General features: G+C 32.1%; 11 protein-coding genes. All 11 read right to left on the bottom strand.

Features of this window, described 5'->3' with window-relative positions; all coding sequences use genetic code 11:
• Positions 1-97: 97 nt before the first annotated feature.
• On the bottom strand, positions 98-1,438 hold the full coding sequence (locus M3P09_RS17005; RefSeq protein ID WP_099563680.1) for an MFS transporter: 1,341 nt from the start codon (positions 1,436-1,438) through the stop codon (positions 98-100).
• 90 nt (positions 1,439-1,528) lie between these two features.
• The gene (locus M3P09_RS17000) at positions 1,529-3,130 is read right to left on the bottom strand and encodes a RagB/SusD family nutrient uptake outer membrane protein (RefSeq protein ID WP_099563679.1); all 1,602 of its coding nucleotides are present in this window, start codon (positions 3,128-3,130) and stop codon (positions 1,529-1,531) included.
• Between the two features lie 29 nt (positions 3,131-3,159).
• Positions 3,160-6,492: a TonB-dependent receptor gene (locus M3P09_RS16995; protein WP_249974027.1), complete on the bottom strand. Its 3,333-nt coding sequence runs from the start codon at positions 6,490-6,492 to the stop codon at positions 3,160-3,162.
• Between the two features lie 180 nt (positions 6,493-6,672).
• The gene (locus tag M3P09_RS16990) at positions 6,673-7,848 is read right to left on the bottom strand and encodes a FecR family protein (RefSeq protein ID WP_249974026.1); all 1,176 of its coding nucleotides are present in this window, start codon (positions 7,846-7,848) and stop codon (positions 6,673-6,675) included.
• A gap of 155 nt (positions 7,849-8,003) precedes the next feature.
• Positions 8,004-8,573, bottom strand: coding sequence for an RNA polymerase sigma-70 factor (locus tag M3P09_RS16985; protein WP_249974025.1), 570 nt, complete (start codon positions 8,571-8,573; stop codon positions 8,004-8,006).
• Positions 8,574-8,732: 159 nt separating this feature from the next.
• Positions 8,733-10,202: an IPT/TIG domain-containing protein gene (locus tag M3P09_RS16980; protein WP_249974024.1), complete on the bottom strand. Its 1,470-nt coding sequence runs from the start codon at positions 10,200-10,202 to the stop codon at positions 8,733-8,735.
• Between the two features lie 61 nt (positions 10,203-10,263).
• The gene (locus M3P09_RS16975) at positions 10,264-11,466 is read right to left on the bottom strand and encodes a metallophosphoesterase (RefSeq protein WP_249974023.1); all 1,203 of its coding nucleotides are present in this window, start codon (positions 11,464-11,466) and stop codon (positions 10,264-10,266) included.
• A gap of 191 nt (positions 11,467-11,657) precedes the next feature.
• Positions 11,658-12,872 (bottom strand): IPT/TIG domain-containing protein, encoded by a 1,215-nt coding sequence (locus tag M3P09_RS16970; protein ID WP_249974022.1) that lies wholly within the window; start codon positions 12,870-12,872, stop codon positions 11,658-11,660.
• 48 nt (positions 12,873-12,920) lie between these two features.
• Positions 12,921-13,973 carry a hypothetical protein gene (locus tag M3P09_RS16965; RefSeq protein WP_099563673.1) on the bottom strand — a complete coding sequence of 351 codons (1,053 nt, stop codon included), beginning with the start codon at positions 13,971-13,973 and terminating at the stop codon, positions 12,921-12,923.
• A 21-nt stretch (positions 13,974-13,994) separates the two neighbouring features.
• The gene (locus tag M3P09_RS16960) at positions 13,995-15,425 is read right to left on the bottom strand and encodes a RagB/SusD family nutrient uptake outer membrane protein (protein WP_249974021.1); all 1,431 of its coding nucleotides are present in this window, start codon (positions 15,423-15,425) and stop codon (positions 13,995-13,997) included.
• Between the two features lie 19 nt (positions 15,426-15,444).
• Positions 15,445-18,402 carry a SusC/RagA family TonB-linked outer membrane protein gene (locus tag M3P09_RS16955; RefSeq protein ID WP_249974020.1) on the bottom strand — a complete coding sequence of 986 codons (2,958 nt, stop codon included), beginning with the start codon at positions 18,400-18,402 and terminating at the stop codon, positions 15,445-15,447.
• Between the last annotated feature and the right edge of the window lie 189 nt (positions 18,403-18,591).

The following is an 18,591-nucleotide window of genomic DNA, read 5'->3' as shown; positions in this document are numbered from 1 at the left end:
GTGGAGATAAACTCCACTCTAATCAAACTAAACTAACTCAAACTACAGCCAATCAAAAAAACTGTAACTTATTAGGTTAAAAAATATTTGAAATTATTTAAACACCTTTCTCTTTTTTATAAGTCATTAATACCAGAATAAGGCATAAAATTGATGATAAAGCACAAGCTCCATACATAGCCATCCATCCAAAATATTCTGTTATGTATGCGAGACCTATTCCTGAAAAAGTAGCTCCAACATATCCAAAAAAACCTGTCATTCCACACGCTCCAGAAATTGCTTCTTTTACTGTTACCCTAGATGCTTGCACACCACTTATTAAATTTTGGGGGCCATCAATTAAAAAACCAATTAAGAGTAAGGAAACACCAGTAAAAATTATATTATTAGGTCCTGAGTAGAAGTAAAAACCAATAATACTAAATGTTAATAAAACGAGATAAATTACATTAATAGGAACACAACGTCCATTCCAAAATCGATCTGCTAAATACCCAGCTACTATACCACCAGGTATTCCTGCTAAAGGCATTAAAGTCCAAAACATAGCAACACTAATTTGGTCTATCCCCTTTACATCATACAAAAAAATAGTAGCCCAATCTAAAGTTCCAAATCGAATAATATAAATAAACATATTTGCTAAACTTAAAATCCAAATATATTTATTGGTAAAGATGTATTTTTTTAAAATTTCCCAATGTGATTTTGTTTTTTCAGTTAGCTCAACTATTGGTCGGTCATTTTTAAAGTCTTCAATTTCTGGCAAACCTAAAGATACTGGTCGATCACGTAATGTTATGAATAAAAATATAGAAGTAAGACATCCTACTATACCTGGCACATAAAATACGGCCTCCCATCCTACAACACCTTTGTTGTACAAATTAATAATCCCAGCTACAAGAAGTCCAACTCCAAAAGTTCCTGCTGTATGCGAAGATGATAAAATGGTCCATTTTGTGGCTCTTTCACTTGGCGAAAACCAATGCACTAACCCTTTGGCAATAGGTGGAAACCCCATGGATTGAAAAGCTCCATTAAGCCCCCAAAAGAAAACTATTAAAAATAGACTATCTAAAAAACCAATAAACAAATGAATGATAGAGGCTAAAAAAAGACCTAAAGCCATAAACATTCTAATATTTGCTCTATCAGCAAAAAGTCCGCTAATAAATTTACCAATACCATATACTACATAAAAAACACTACTGAGTATACCTAATTGAACAATGTCTATATCAAGTTTATCACTAATTAGAGGTAATGCAGGAGATATATTTTTTCTTGTAAAATAAAAGATAGTATATCCCAAATACATACCTATAAACATGCGCCACCTCCAATGTTTAAACTTTTTTGGTATTAATTGATCTGGTATTTTATTCTCTGATGGTTTTTCTTGTTTTAAAGGAGGTAGTTTTTTTAAAAACATATACAATGAATTTATAGGATAAGTGTATTCTTAAATTTGAATACACTTATCCAATTAAAATTTAATTCAATAAAATTTGTGGTTACTCTACTACCAGCCTTTATTTTGAGATAATGTTCCTTTACTAGCACTTATTGGCGTTGGAGGAATTGGCCAAATATGATGTGTGCTAATATCAAATTGAGGTCGTGCAGGCCACACTTCCTCTACCGTAAATCCAGAATCAGGATCAGATTTATCTGTATGAATTCTACCTCTCAAAGCTTCAGTAAGGTTACTAGCATCTCCCCATCGACATAAGTCTTCGTACCGACCAAACAATTCGCCAGCAAATTCGGTTCTTCTCTCTGCTTTCAAATCATCTAAAGTAGCACCTGACTTTGCAGATAATCCAGCACGTGTACGCACTATATTAATTTCTGTATCTCCTGCTCCTGCTCCACTTAACATTATCGAAGCTTCAGCTTTCATTAATAATATATGTGAATAACGCAATAAAGGTAAATTCAAATCTGTAGTAGGTTGATCTCCATCTGCGCTTAAATGAACTCCATCTGCATAACTATAAGGTTCAAGATATTTTTTTAACTGAAATCCTGTTAAGTTTGTTGTAGACCAATACCTTCTACTCTCTCCAAAATATTGAAATTCATCTCCAAAAGCCAGCAAAGTTGCTTCTCTTCTGGTATCTCCTGCTTCATAAGACTCATATAAATTTAAGGTAGGTGCAAAATAGCCCCAACCGTTATATTTTCCCCATCCTTTATTCTCTAAAGCGGCTCCTGGAAACATACTTCCTCCTAACACATTACTTGGCACAGACCAAAGATATTCAGGACCCCAATTATTAGCTATTTTAAAAACATCTTCAAAATTAGATTCTAATTGATTCTTTCCTGAGTTGATTACTTGATTACAGGCATCTATAACTTTTTGCCATGAGCTAGAATCATACTGCGCATTATGTAAATGCGTTCTAGCTAAATAACCAAGTGCTGCATTTTTATGTGCTCTTCCTAGATTAGTTCCTGGACTAAGACCATCTGATCCTTGTGCAAAATATTCTGAATCGTCAAAATACGGTAATAAATCTGCTGCTTTTGAGAAACTTTCTGCCGCAAACATATAGCTAGTAGTAACACTTGCTGGTCTTTCAATAAAGAAATTTTCAGTAACTGTTTCATCAACAATAGGAATTCCTCCGGATGAATCATCTCCATATATTACAGATAATTGAAAATATGCTAAGCCTCTCATAAAATACGCTTGACCTAAAGAGAAATCTTTAACTTTCTGGCTTATAGCATCATTATCTGTTACATTACGTATAATGTCATTAGCTCTTTTGATTACAACAAAATGTAAAGCCCAAATATCTCTAGTATATGAACCAGATCCAGTTGTTTCAAAATCTTTAATTTGTTGAATTTGGGTTTTAGATTTTCCCACTACAAAATCATCACTAGGTATTAAAGAATATAAATGTAATCCTCTACCATAAACGCCTCTATCGCTAATTCCAGAGCCTTGATTGTTGTTTAATACGTACAATGGTGTAGTAGCAGAAATAACTTCTGCATCCGAATTCCAAAAATTTTCAATAGTCGGTTCTCCTCTTGATTCTTCTACCAGAAAGTCACTACAACTTACTAGTGAAAAAACTATAATGCTTATTAAAATATATTTTTTCATAATTCTTTATATTTTATATTATTTTTTTATTAAAATGCGAAATTAAGCCCGAATGTAAATACCTTAGAAACCGGATATTGCCCACCATCTAATCCATTATTATTCAATCCTACTTCAGGGTCTAAACCAGAATAGTCTGTGATAGTAAATAAATTTTCACCTGTCACATAAACTCTTAACCTATCTATTACTTTTAAATCATTAAAAGTATATCCAAGAGTAATGTTTTTCAATCTCAAATAACTGGTGTCTTCTAACCAAAAATCTGATGCTGTGGTTAAGTTTCCATTGTCGTCTCTATGAGATAATCTAAAATTAGATGACCCTGTGTTTCCTGGGTGCCATGTATCAATAGCATCTACAGATAAATTAATTTCTGGGTTACCTTGCCCTATATTATATACACTACCAAGTTTAAAACCATTAAATGCAGTCGATCCACTTACACCTTGAAAAAAGATATTCAAATCAAAATTCTTATAATTAAAATTACCTCTTAGGCTATAAGTAAGGTCAGGGAAAGCACTTCCTTTATAAACTTTATCATTATCGTTAATTACATTATCGCCATTGCGATCTACAAACACCAAATCTCCTTTATCATCCAAACCATTTGTTTCTACCACAAAAAATGAAAACAAAGGCTGTCCAACTACTGATTTAAGTGGTGTTAAACTAGCTACATTATTAATATGAGAAATTTCAATATCATCAGTTAATTCAAGTACTTCATTGTTTATTTTAGACAGGTTACCAGAAATACTATAAGTAAAATCCCCTTCGTTTTTTTGATAAGTTAATGAAGCTTCAAATCCTTTATTTCTAACTTTTCCAGCGTTTACAAATGGATTTTCATTTATTCCTTCTAAACTACTTACTGGCAACTGAAAAATTAAATCTTCAGTATCTTTAATAAAATAATCAGCACTAAATGTTAATGCATTATCCAATAAACCTAGATCTAAACCAAAATTTAGAGATTTTGTTAATTCCCATTTAATATTTAAGTCTGCTCTAGTGTTAGCAGCAAAACCATTTGATTTATCACTCGATTCTCCTAAAACTGTAGGTATTAAACTTAATTGAGGGCTTGTCGGGAAATTCCCTAAAGAATTAATGTTTCCAATAATACCCCAACTAGCTCTTAGTTTAAGATTACTTATAGTTTTACTTTCTTTTAAGAATCCTTCTTCGGATGCTCTCCAAGCTACTGCAACTGCAGGAAATGTACCCCATGTATTATCAGAAACTGATGAAGGAATTTTAGAAGTTCCATCTCGTCTCACACTTGCAGTTAACAAATATTTTCCATCATATCCATAAATAGCTCTACCAAAATAAGACATTAAAGAATTAGCCCCATATCCTGTTTTTGGCGAAGTAAACTCTTCTGCATTTATAAGCTCTCTAGCTGAATCTGTTTCAAAAGCAAAGGTTCTTCCTGTTATACTAAAAACATTTCTTTGAAATCTTTGCAATGTATGCCCTGCCAATAAGGTAAGGTTGTGAACATCGTTAAATGTCTTATTATAATTAAGTGTAGTTTCTAAAGACCAATCTACCTGTTTAGATGTTGCATAATCAAGGCTATTATCAGTAGTTGTTGTTTTAGACCGTTCCGGGCTTCTCGGTTTAAATTCTTTAAAGTTATTTGTTTTAGAATTTATCCCAAAGCTTGACTTTAATTTTAATCCCTCAATAATTTTATAATCAAAATAGATGTTTGCGAACAAATCTTCAGTAATATTTTCAATATCTAATCTATTTAAGGTGGATACAGGGTTTATTGTAGCTACCGAAGGTAAGTCAGAATAATTTCCATTTTCGTCATAAACAGGCGTTTCAGGATCTGCAAGAATAGATTGTAATATAAGACCATTGTATGACTGTGTTCCGTTCTCATCTGTTGTTCCGGTAAATGCAGAATTTCCATTTGTTCTTGTAAATGAAACATTCTCTCCAATTTTAAGTTTGTCATTTACTTTAAATTCAGAATTTAACCTAAAAGTCAATCTTGTCGCTTCTGTATTTATTAATGTTCCTTCTTTTTTATTGTAACCTAATGATGTAGAAAACTTGTATTTTTCATTTCCCCCTCTTGCTCCTATATCATAATTTTGAGTAATACCAGTTCTAAAAATTTCGTCAATCCAGTTGGTTCTCGTTACTTGATTGTATGAACTTTCTGGAGGTAATACAAATGTTGGGTCATCATTATTAGTAGCTATATCTAAATACTTATATCTATCAGCTGCACTTAACGCTTTGGGTTTTTTTACATTCTGAAACCCAGTATAATGGTTAAAGTCAAAAGATAATTTACCATTTTTTCCTTTTTTAGTTGTTACAAGAATTACACCTCCTGCGGCTTTTACACCATAAATTGCTTGAGACGAAGCATCTTTTAAAACAGTTATAGAAGCAATATCAAAAGGGTTAATAGGCCCTCCGTAATAAGGAACACCGTCAACAACCCAAAGAGGAGATTCCTCATTAAAAGTACCAATTCCTCTAATCTTAATACTAGGCGCTCCTGTTGGATCTCCACCATCACTAACTACCGTAACACCTGAAACACTTCCTTGTAAAGCTTCTTCGGTTGTGGTTACTGGTCTTTCTCCAATATTATCTACTGTTGCAACAGCTCCAGTTAAATCTTTTTTAACTACCGATCCATATCCCACTAAAACTATTTCATCAAGTTCAGATGCATTAGCTACTAATTGAACATTAATTTCTGTTTGTCCTTTAACGGATATTTCCTGTGTTGTAAAACCAATATAAGAGACAACAATAATAGCATCTTCATTTTCTACAGCTAAAGTATATTTACCATCAAAATCTGTAGTTGCACCCGTAGAAGTTCCTTTTACAATAATTGTAGCACCGGGTAAGGGTTGACCTGTATCATCGGATATAATACCACTAACCTCAATTTGTTGTAGCTCTATATTAGCAGATTGCTTATTTACATTATTGTTTTTACTATTATCGTTCTCTTTTCTTTGTTTAAGAATGATTTGTGTTTCTCTTAATATTTGATAAGTTGTATTTGTATTATCAAACAAATTAATTAACACCTTTTCAATGCTGGCATCTTTTAGTTTTATTGAAACTTTACGTTGTAAGTCAACAAATTTAGTATTGTATACAAATCTGTATTTTGTTGTAGCTTCAATTTTATCAATTACCTTATCAATAGTTATATTTTCTTCTTCTAAAGTAATTGCTTGAGAGTAGCCATTATTGCTTGCAAGCATACTAAAAAAAGTAGCAAAGACAAAGATGGCTGTTAATTTCATTTTTAAATCAATTTTTATAAAAGGTAGAGGCATACCTTTCTTATCATGAAGTTTTTTCATATTTTTGAATGTTTTAATAGTGAATAACTAATTTTGGTTGATCACTTATAAATACCGGAAAATGTTACAGCATTTTTCGGTTTTTTATTTTCTCTTTTCAGATTAAATAAAGTGATTTTTAATATACTTCTTAAATAGTTTGGTTGTTTTATTTCATATAGTCTTCGTTTTTAAATTTGGTTAATTAATATAAATTGTATTCTCTTCTATTCTATATTCGATATCAAAACTATTTTTAAAATAGCTTAATATAATATCAATTGGTTCTTCTTTAAAGCTTGCATTAAAAACTTCTTTATTTAACTGCTCGTTTGTATTTATTATTTTTACATTATAATGACGCTCAAGTTTTTTAGAAATATTTTCAAAACTGCTATTTCTAAAAACCAAGCCTCCTTTCATCCATTGGGTGTAAATTTCAATATTAACTTTTTCTGTAGAAATGTTATTCTCATTTTTATCATGAGACCCTTTTGTTCCTGGCACAATTGTAACGCCTTCTTTTAAAGTCTCTTCTTCATTGTAAAGGGCAACAGATCCTTCGACCAAAACAACATCTGTTGTTGCATCTTCAGGATAGGCTGAAACATTAAATTCGGTTCCAAACACTTCAACGTTCAATGCTTCAGCATTTACTATAAATGGATGTTTTTTATCTGAAGTTACATCAAAAAACGCCTCTCCATTTAAAAATACTTGTCTGTTTTTTCCATTAATAAATTTAACTGGGTATTTTAATGATGTACCTGCATTTAAATGAACGTTTGTACCATCAGACAGTTGTATTTCAAACCGTTTACCATAAGGTACTGTTAACGTATTATAAACCAATTTTTCTTTTATAATATCATTGCTATACACTAATTGAGTCCCGCTTTGGGTACCAACAACGTTGCCTTTAACATCAACAACTTTAGTTGAACCGTCTTCATTTATAATTTGAATATTTCCATTTTCTAATTCTAAGGTAATATGCTCTGATGGTATAACAAATTCTGGTTTACTTGAGAAATATCCTTGTTGGTAGAAATATCCTAAACTTAAAAATATAACAGCCACTGCTGCATATTTAAAGGCTCTTGAAACCGAGTTAATATATTTAACTTTTGAAATAGGTTTTACATCCTCATCTATTCTTTTTTCCAATCTCTCAAAAATCAAATCAGTATCAATCTCATTGTAAATAGATATTTTTTTTTGAACCTGTTTTTTATCAATTATCTTATTATATAGCTTGTTATTTTCGTCAACTTTTAACCAGTTATCTAGAATTATTTCTTCTTCTGGAGTTATAATCTTTGAAATTGATTTATAAATTAATCTTGATATGTAGTATTTTGTAGAATCGTGTTGCATTTATTGGTAATTATAGATATAAAAAATTGTACGTATAAGTTTTGAAAATTAGCCTCTTTAATAACAATCTTAAAGAACTAATAATACGCTTTTTAATAAAGCTCTATTACTAAGACTATAAAAAATACTTTTCGGGTGGAAAATTTTAAAAAAAATTATAAACTGGCTAAAAGGATCTGAAAAAGAGGGTAGTTTTTTAAATGTATTCTTAACAACTCAATCGCTCTTGCTCTTTGAGATTTTACTGTATTTAAACTAATTTGAAGATCCTCAGCAATATCTGCATATTTTACTCCTTCTATACAAGATAACTCAAATACCTTTCGGCATTTACTTGGTAAGCTTTCTAAGGCTTGAAACAAAATGGCATGTGTTTCTTCTTCAATAATAAATTGTTCCATAAAATGGATAGAGTCATGCTTTTCTTTATCATAACGTTCAAACTTCTTTTGATTTTTAAGATAATCTAAAGATGTATTGCGAACCATGGCATATAGATAAGATTTTAGATTATCTATATCTCCCATTTTATGACGTTTTTGCCAAAGAATAAATAGTACATTTTCAACTATTTCTTCAGCCATATATGAATCTTCAACATATTTTAAAGCAAAAACATATAATCGTTTATAGTATGCATCAAAAATAGTTTTATAGGCATTTCTATCCCCATTTTTTAGAAGAGAGACTAATGAGGATGTTATATTTAATTTGCTATTTTTCAACAAAAAGAATTGCTTAAACGTTCGCAAATTAATTAAAATAATATGAATTAATTAATATAATTAATTCATATATGTCGTTTTTGATTGTCTAAGTAACCATTTCTTGTTAATCTATTTTTGTGTTTTTTTCAATAAGCTAGCTCTTTTATCTCTTAAAAGTTAATCATTTGATCTAACAAAAAAATCATCAACAATTTTCCCATCTATATCCTTAAAATAAAAGTGAGCTAAAGTTGTATCTCCATTATAATTGAATTCTCCAAAAAGAGCTCCATGTTGTGAACCATTTCCTGTATGAGACACACTTGCCCACCAAGGGTTATTTTCTAAGCCACTTTCGGCATCTCGAAGGCTTTTACCTCCAATTCCAGAAACAAAAGCAAATGATCGCCCTTCATCAATACTAGTTAAAGGGTCATCAACAATTAAGTTAACCGTATTGTCGGTACTTGAAATTGTTTGATTTTGAAAACTACTCATTTCATGGGTTCTACTATAAGAATGTTCATGTCCTGTAGCAATAATAGCTCCAGCCTTCCGAGATTCTTCATAAACATTCCAACCTGCTTCATTTCCTTTTCCTCCGATTTGCATAAGTCGTTGGTTTTTATGCCAAAAGGCAATTCTCCATATAGCATTAACACCATCAAACTCATCACGAATATAATTACCCGCTACTGTTGTGGTAATTCCAAATTCATCAGGAGCAGAGCTAACAAATGTAATACCTTGATAAGTAAAGGAGGATAATACTCCCAACTGACCTTTCCAAGGAATACCAAGTCTTTGAAACCTTGCTTCTAAAAATGATTGGTAACCATTAGTGCCATTCCAAACCGTATCATCATGGTTACCAACACCATAAAAATATGGGAATTCAGCTCCCAAAATACCATTAATATTATTTTCAAAATCTTGTGGAATTTCTGAATAGTTAAGATCTCCTGGATGAATAACAACCTGTGAGCCTTCGTTTTTTATAAGGTTTAAAACAGCATCTGCATTTACGCCAATATCTGAATCGGCTAAGAAAGCAATTTTGAAATTTATAGGAGTTTTAACAGTAAAATCTAGTCCAATAGCGGTATTAAGACCTTTTGTTACACTAACTGGTCCATTAGAAGCCCCAACAGGAACTTTTACTACTATTTCTGTTTCTGAAACCGATATTATATCGTTAGCCTGTATATCATTAAAGCTTACAGAAATACCTGAAATATTATTGCCAAAATTGGTACCCGTAATTGTAATGATAGCCTCTGTTAACTCTGACACTGAACTTAATGCTGTTATGCTAGGTGGAAGCGGTGCTTCTTCTACTATAAAGTTAACAGAATTAGTGCTTGTTTCTGCGCCTATAGAGACAGATACAGGTCCTGTTTTTGCTCCAAACGGTACTTTTGTAGAAATTTGATTTTTTGATGCAAATGTTATCTCATTAGCAACCTTATTATTGAATTTTACACTAATTGTTGAGATATCTGAACTAAAATTAGCTCCAGTAATTGTTACCGCAGTACCTTCTATTCCTTTTGTAGGGTTTATAGAGGTTATACTAGGTTTAGGTATTTCAACTTTTTCTTGTTCACTATTAGTGCCAGATTTTGAGCAATTTGTCAAAAAAATCACAAAAAGTATTATAATTAACACAAAGTGATTGTTCTTTATTTTTTTTATAATATTCATAATTTTACTCTATTGATAATTTAAATTTTTCTCCACTATCATTAACTCTAAAATAATTACCCTGTTCAATAAATAATGCCTCAGATTTACCTGTAAATTTTTCATTTGAGTGTTTAATATCTACCCTTATCACTTTACCATTAAAATCGCTGGTAATCTTATCATCAACAATGGTGTGACCTATTACTAGCCGATCTACACTAAAAAATTTTAAAATTTCATCTAAGCTATTTTGATTTATTTTACTGTATTCCCCTCTCGCACTATTATAATCAGTAACAAGTCCTCGATACCATAAGGGGCCCATCCTACTAAACACTAAATTATCTAGTTCGTTTTCACCCGGATTACTTGTTAAATTGACCCTAATGTTTTTTCTAACAATTCCATTAATTCTATCTAACGATAAATTAGCATCTACTACATCTTCACTAATGCCTCCATGCAGATATAATGAGTTTCCAATTTTTTCAACACAGTTTTTTGAAGCAATCCATTTTGCTAATTCATTAGTATCAGAAAGCAGGTCTCTATATGCTTCTTTTTCATCTTCCTTTCCAGATAATATTTTTGCTAGTTCTATGTATCTCCTTTTTACATATTTTAAGTTAGCGTGCATGTTCATAACATCATGATTTCCCAAAATATAATGCACCATACCACCTGCTTTTTTTGCATCTTGTTCTAGCTTATATAATAGCCATAAACAAGCCCAAGCATTGTTACCTCTATCTACCATATCTCCACAAATAACTAGATGCCCTCTACCGAATACCCAGTTATAATTTTCGTCCATAACATTATTGCTAACCAATAAGCTATAAAAGGCATTGAAATTCCCTTCTATATCTGAAGTAACAAATAGTTTTTCAGGAGATTTATAAACCGTTTTAGGAAATTTATAACTATCAATTAGTGAAAATGAAAAACTATCTTTATCTGAATTGTTTACGTTACATGTAAATTGTTGACCGCTTATTCTTTTTAAGGTTGTATTAAAAATATAAAATGATGAATCTTTGTCCTTTTGAACGGTGATTATTGACAAACTATCATTTTTGCCATATATATAAGGCCCATCAATTTCGTTTAAAGCCTTAGTATATATTCTATTCGAATTTATATGCTTTTGTTTTTTAGAAAAACAACTACATATCAATAAAGATAGAATTAGAAAAAAGCAATAATTTAATAACCTTGGTTTCATTTACTTATTTTATTTTTTGCAATCAATTATATCTGTTTAATTACCGTTTTTGATATTATAACTCTATTCAGAGTGATAACCATTAATAGCATATTCTGAAAAAAAGCAGTCCTTTAAATAATTAGCACTGCTTTTATTTAACTAACTCAATAAACAACCATAATAAACATGATATTTCCCTCAATTTTATTTTATTGATATACAACAATTAATTCTGCTCCATCATCTGGTTTTGATGATGAATAATTTTCTGCTTCTCGTCCTCCAGAAGAACTCGAAACTCCTGTACTTACACCTGTATGTTTCATAATAATGTTAATACTATTACCAGACATCCAATCGGTTCTATTTACAATCTCATTAATGATACTCGCTATATTAACAGTTTTTTGTGCATCGCCTCTATCGCCTTTATTTACCCATTCTGGAATAGACCAAACTACATTAGCTACAGTTAATGTCTTAGCTGATAATTCTCCTAAAGTTCCTGTATATGCCGCAGCGTTTGCAACATTTTCGCCATAAATAGTTAGCTCGACAGCATCTGCTCCTGTATTGTCTGCGTTAAATTGCACATAAGCTTCTGTAACTGTTGCGCCTTGAGGAATGGTTACATTATTATATCTTAAGCCAATATTCATTAAACCTTGACCACTACTGATTTCTCCAAGTTCTAAATCACTACTGCCTAAGTCCATAGTACCAATAGGTTCACCAAAGCTAACAGCTACTTCTTCTACATCGTCGTCATCACTGGTTAAAGGAACCGACAATGTAGTTATTGTAAGTACTGTAAAATCTTCGTTACTCGTTACCGTTCCTCCAGGAGCAGTTATACTAATGGGTCCTGTTGTTGCTCCATCTGGTACACTTGTGGTTATAGAAGTTGTAGATGAACTTGTTATAACTGCAGTTGTGCCATTAAAACTTACTGTATTGTCGGTAATATTTCCTCCAAAATTTTCACCAGTTATTGTAACAGTCTCACTTACTCCTCCCGTTAAAGGAGTGATATTTGACATTACTGGTAAAGGAGCTAAAACTGTAAAAGTTGGACCAGAAACATCAAAATTTATTACAGAAACCTCAATTGCTCCTGTACTAGCTCCATCCGGAACAGTTATAACTATTGATGTAGGGTTTGCTGATTTAATTGAAGCTGTTATACCATTCAGCTTTACCGAATTATCAACAATTTGGGGATCGAAATTTGTTCCTGTAATGATTACTTCATCTCCAAACCTACCAAGAGTTGGCTCTATTGATATTATTGTAGGTCTTTCTTGTGGTGTAACATTAATTCTATTAGCATCATCATTTGTATCACAAGAATTTATTATAATAAATGCCAACAATCCCAGATAAAAAGAACCGCCTTTAGTGATTACTTTTAATATTGTTTTCATAATTTTCATTGTTTTATTTGTGTTTTGTTTGTCCAAATGATAAAATTGTTATAATTCCCATTCTATAGTTATAGTTGCAGCATCGCTACCGGGTCCAGCTTCTGCTACTCTTCCTGATTCAGTAGGGTTAGCAAGTGTTGCAGCTGTAGGTGAGAAAATAATGTTTAGGCTATTATCGTATTCCCACCCCGATCTATTAACTATTTCTTGAATCACAGACTTTATGTCTGTAGTTTTTTGACTAGCACCTGCTTCTCCAACTGTAGCCCAAACGGGTATATTCCAATCTACACTAGCAGTAGTTAGTATTCTATTAGATATATCGAAGTCGGTTGAAGTAAAAGTGGTTGCGTTATCTACAGCTTCTCCGAAAATTGTCATGACAACATCTGCAGGGTTATCTACATCTTCATCAACAGTAAATTGAATACTTGCTGAAGTAATAGTAGCTCCTTTTGGAATGGATATTTTGTTAAATCGTAAACCTATAATCTCAGTTCCTCTAGTGCTACCTTCTACTTCACCAAATTCTATATCAGAGCTTTCCAAATCAATATTCCCAGGAGAGTTTCCATTGATTCCTTCTTCGGCATCATCACTTTCAGATTCTATGGATGAAATAACGGTTCCTGAACTTACCTCATTATTAATAATATTAATAATAAGTTCTCGCCTGTTGTCTTCTGAATATCCTTCACCTGAAGGCAATGATAAGACAATGGTATGGTCGTCATCAAAATTATTGTTATCAATTAATGAAATAGAGATACTTTGAACTGAAGCACCAGCAGGAAAATCAAAGTTTAAGCTTCCATCAATAGTATAATCTACACCTTCTACAGCTGTGCCTCCAATAGTGACTTGAGTATTTTTAGCCGTTGCTAGTACTGCTCCTATCTCAACAGTAATGCTTTTAGTTACTTGTTCTCCTACAGAAACAGTAGAAGCCGTTTCGTCAAAAATATCTTCGTTAGGACTTTCATAGAAAAGAGCATCACTAAAAAAAATGACATTCGTATTTTCATCCAATAAAGGACCTATTTTGTCCGTTTCACATGAAATGAATAATATTAGAATTAAAATATATTTATATAGTTTCATATTTATAGTTATTAAATTTTATTAATACCCTGGATTTTGTATTATATTTTCATTTGCATCTAATTCGCTTTGCGGAATTGGAAATACGAATCTAAAATTGCCAGCTTCAAGGGTGCAACTTATAGTTAAACCTCTGCAATCTGTTCCTCGCTGTACACCCTGATTTATTCTTTTTAAATCAAACCATCTGTGTCCTTCTGCAACCAATTCTTTTCTACGTTCTACTTGAATAGCATCTTTCAATACTTGACCAGATAGGTCTTCATTTACATAATTAGTAATTCTACTCGCTCTAAGCGTATTTAAGTCTGCAGATCCTAAAGCATCTTGACCAGAAATATTAGCATATGCTTCTGCTCTAATCAAATACATTTCGCTTACACGCAATACCTTAGCATTATTTAAACCTCTCTCTCCTCCTCGACCTGGGTATTTAAATGGTAAATACACATCATCGTTTTGATCATTAGCTCCTGGTGGGTTTAATGGGTTAATAAGTACAAATGAATTAAAGCGTATATCATTTACTTCATCATATAAAGTAGCCATATCATTACTAAGCGTGAAAGTTGATCTTGGTGCACTTGGATTAGAATTATCTAATAAATCTGATCCAATTCTACCATCTCCAGTTGTAGCAAAAGCAACAGCAAAAAGTACTTCTCCATCGGTATCTTCTGCCCACATAGAAGCATAATCTACTGGGTTGGCCAATTGACTTTGGTTAATAACTATTGTAGCATAATTTACTGCATCTTGCCATTCTCCAGCATATAGAGAAACTCTTGCCAATAAAGCATTAACAGCAAGAGCATTAAAATAAAATGGTCCATTTTCCTGAGGGTCTTTATCTACATTATTCAAAAGGTTTTTTGCTAAAAGCAAATCATCAAATATCTGATCGTATACTTCTGCAACTGTATTACGTGCAGGCTTACCTATTTCAAATAAAGTAACTATGGGTACAGCTAATTTTGTAGAGTTTCTACCATAATCTTCTGCGTAATATTTTAATAATTCAAAATGACCTAGAGCTCTAAGTGCCAAAGCTTGACCAACAATTCTATTCTTTTTCCTACCATCTTCAAATGCATCTGAATTATTGATAACTGTATTGGCATCAAATATTAATTCATATGAACCGCCCCAGGTGCCTATGTCCGTTCCTGATGTATATTGCCAGTTGGCTTCTCTTCTGTTACCCCCACCGTTACTGTTTCCTATTCTTAAGTTATCAGCTAAAAGGTCTGGTAGCCATAATGTAGCTTCACCGTACAGACCGCTTCCTCTTAATTCTGCGTAAGCTCCATACAATGCCGTTTCAAGGTCATCTAAATTTCGAAGTGCTACTTCTGCACTTATAACGTCTGGTTGTGTAACATCTAATTTACCATCACATGACGCTAATAATAAAAGAGGTAAACCAAGTATGATATTTTTATATTTTTTCATAATCTTAATTTTTTTGAATTTAAAATTTTACGTCAATCCCAAAGGTGTAAGTTGATAATGAAGGATAGTCTGCAACATAATCAGTACTAGAGTTTTCAGGATCGAGACCAGAAAAGGTGGTCCATGTATATACATTTTGTCCTTGTAGATAAAGCCTCATCCCTGAAAGGTTTATTTTCTCTAAAACACTGTTAGGTAAATTATAAGAGAGTGTCACATTTCTTAACTTAATAAAAGAAGCATCTTCTAACCATCCAGAATCTGTAAAATAGTTGCTTATTTGTCTGGGATCTGGAATATCTGTAACATCACCTGGTTGTCTCCAAAAACGTAGTGCATTGGTTGACACACTTCCTCGGGATATTTTGGTAGGATTATCCAAAGATGTACGAGCTACATTGTATATGTTTTTTCCTTGAGAAAAACTAAACAAAGTACTAAGTTCAAACCCACCAGATGTAAATCTATTTAAGAAACCTCCTGTATACTTTGGAGCTGCCCTACCTACATTTACTCTATTATTTAAATCGTAGGTTTCCGTAAGGTTTCCATCTAAATCATACCATAAAGTTCTACCATTTGCCGAGTTTACCCCAGCCCGTTTCACCAAATTGAACTCAGGATAAGATCCACCTTCTTCTATTAAAAAACGACCTAAGCGGAAACTTTCTCCATCATTTAATTTAAGTATGGTTGTTTCATTTGTAGCTATATTTAAAGATGATTCCCATCTAAATTTTTCAGAATCGATGTTTATTGTACTAAAAGACAATTCTATTCCTTCATTCTTTAAACTTCCAACGTTTCTAAGTTGTGAACTAAATCCTGTTGTTCTAGAAATGGGTACATTCTGAAGTAAATCTGTTGTTTTTTCACTATAAACATCAAGATTGATTTTTAAGCGGTTTTTGAATAATGATGCATCTAACCCAATATTAGTCTTTGCAGTTTCTTCCCATTTTAAATCAGGATTAGAAAGTCCAGACGAAATTCCTGCTAAACCATTATAAGAAGTTGATGTAAAAATGGGTCGTGCTGCTGTATCACTTATATTTTGATTACCAACAGTACCATAACTAACTCTAAGCTTTAATAGGTTTATAGCTTTAACAGATGACAGAAAGTTTTCTTCAGAAATTAACCATCCAATACCCATTGAATAAAAGTTACCAAATGCGAAGTTTGAACCAAAACTAGAAGATCCGTCTCGTCTTATACCTGCAGTAACATTATATTTATTTAGATACGAATAATCTAAAGTTGCAAAATATGAAGATAAGTTTGATACAGAATTAAACCCTCCAAAATCAGGAATAAAACCATTCGTTTCTGTACCTTCTGTGGCTCCATCTATTACAGTTAGTTGATTTAAACCATAAGTGGTTATATCAAATCCATCACTATTATCACTTACAAACTCTTGATAAAGTCCTGCGTTAAATTTATGATCTTCATTTATATTGAATTTATATTGTAATGAATTTGTTATAGTAAATGATGTTCTCTCTGAAGTACTTAAATTCAAAGAACCTTGACCTCCTTGTCTTCGACGACCGTCAACTGAATTAGGGTCAACATACGTACGGTTGTCTCTTCTGTTATTTCTTATATTTAAACTCGTATTAAAACTTAGTCCTTCTAAAAAATTAAAATCATAGCGCCCGCTCAAACTAACCATAACAGTTTTTGTTTTTCGGTCCTCATCATTTGTATTAACTCGTTCTAAATTATTTTGTACAGATGATTGTGATGCATCCAAAGGAGCTGCATAATCGCCAGTAATAGGGTCTATAGCTCTATCATATGCAGGAGTTCTAATACTAGCGTAAAAAGGATTACTTCTACTAAAGCCACCTTCGTTTTCACTATCCTCTGCCGAGGTATAACTTAAAAAAACATTAGCTCCTAGTGTAAATCTGTTTTTAGAATAGTCAATTTTGGTACGTAAAGAATATCTATCTAATTTAGACCTTAATGCTATACCTTCTTGACTAAAATATGATCCCGATATAAAAAACTTAGTGTTTTCGTTACCTCCAGACATACTTATTTCATGAGAATTGGTTTTACCGTCTCTAGTTAATACATCCAACCAATCTTCGCTATAGGCTGCTAATTCCTCAATTTCTTCAGGCGTAGCTCCTACATTTATAACCCCACCAATACCAATTTCTTGCGAAAGACTAATAAGTTGGCTTGAGCTTAATGGACGTAAAGCATCATTATATCTAGGAGCTATTGAAATACCAGTATATGTTCTATATTCCAATGTTGCTTTACCTTGTTTTCCAGATTTTGTTGTAATTACAATAACCCCATTTGATCCTCTGGAACCATATATTTGAGTAGCAGCTGCATCTTTCAATACACTTACAGATTCTATATCATTAGGATTAATACCCGAGAAGTCTAATCTTCGTATTGCTTGACCATCTAAAATAAAAAGAGGTGAATTGGACAAAGCAAAGGAACTAAACCCTCTTATATTTACACTGGCAGCATCACCGGGTTGTCCGCTTCCAGAAAGAATAGTTAGTCCCGGTGCCGAACCTTGCAAAATTTGATCAAATGTAGCCATTGGTACATTCTCAATTTGCTTTTTATCAATAGTTGCAATAGCTGATGTTAGTTTCTTCGTTTCCTTCTTACTATAACCAACTACTACTACCTCTTCTAGTTTAGAGCTGTCTTCTTTTAAAGTAACATTAATTGTATTTGATGTTTCCACAATCATTTCTGCTGTAGCCATCCCTACAAAGCTAAAAACAAGAATATCTCCTGTACTAGTTCGAATAGAGTAATTACCATCAAAATCTGTTTGGGTTCCTTGATTTGTCCCCTTAATAATAACATTTACTCCTGGTAATGGGCCAGAACCATCAGATACAACCCCTGTTATTTTCATGTTTTGAGCAAAACTAAATTGCACTATAAACATTAATAACAGTACTGTAATTAAGTGTAATTGGTTTTTCATAAAAAATTTATTTGATTAGTATTACAAAAATATTCAGCATTGTGTTGAAACATTCTTTTCAAGCTACTATTAACCTACTATGGTTTGTAATTTATCATAGATAAACCTACTACATTGTCTTATATGCTATCATTATTTACAGAATTGATAAACAAATCATTATTTTTACTTTTAATAAAATTTATTTTT

This window comes from Jejuia spongiicola (genome assembly GCF_023502325.1).
GTDB lineage: Bacteria > Bacteroidota > Bacteroidia > Flavobacteriales > Flavobacteriaceae > Wocania_A > Wocania_A spongiicola.
This window is presented reverse-complemented; position numbering and strand designations above follow the sequence as displayed.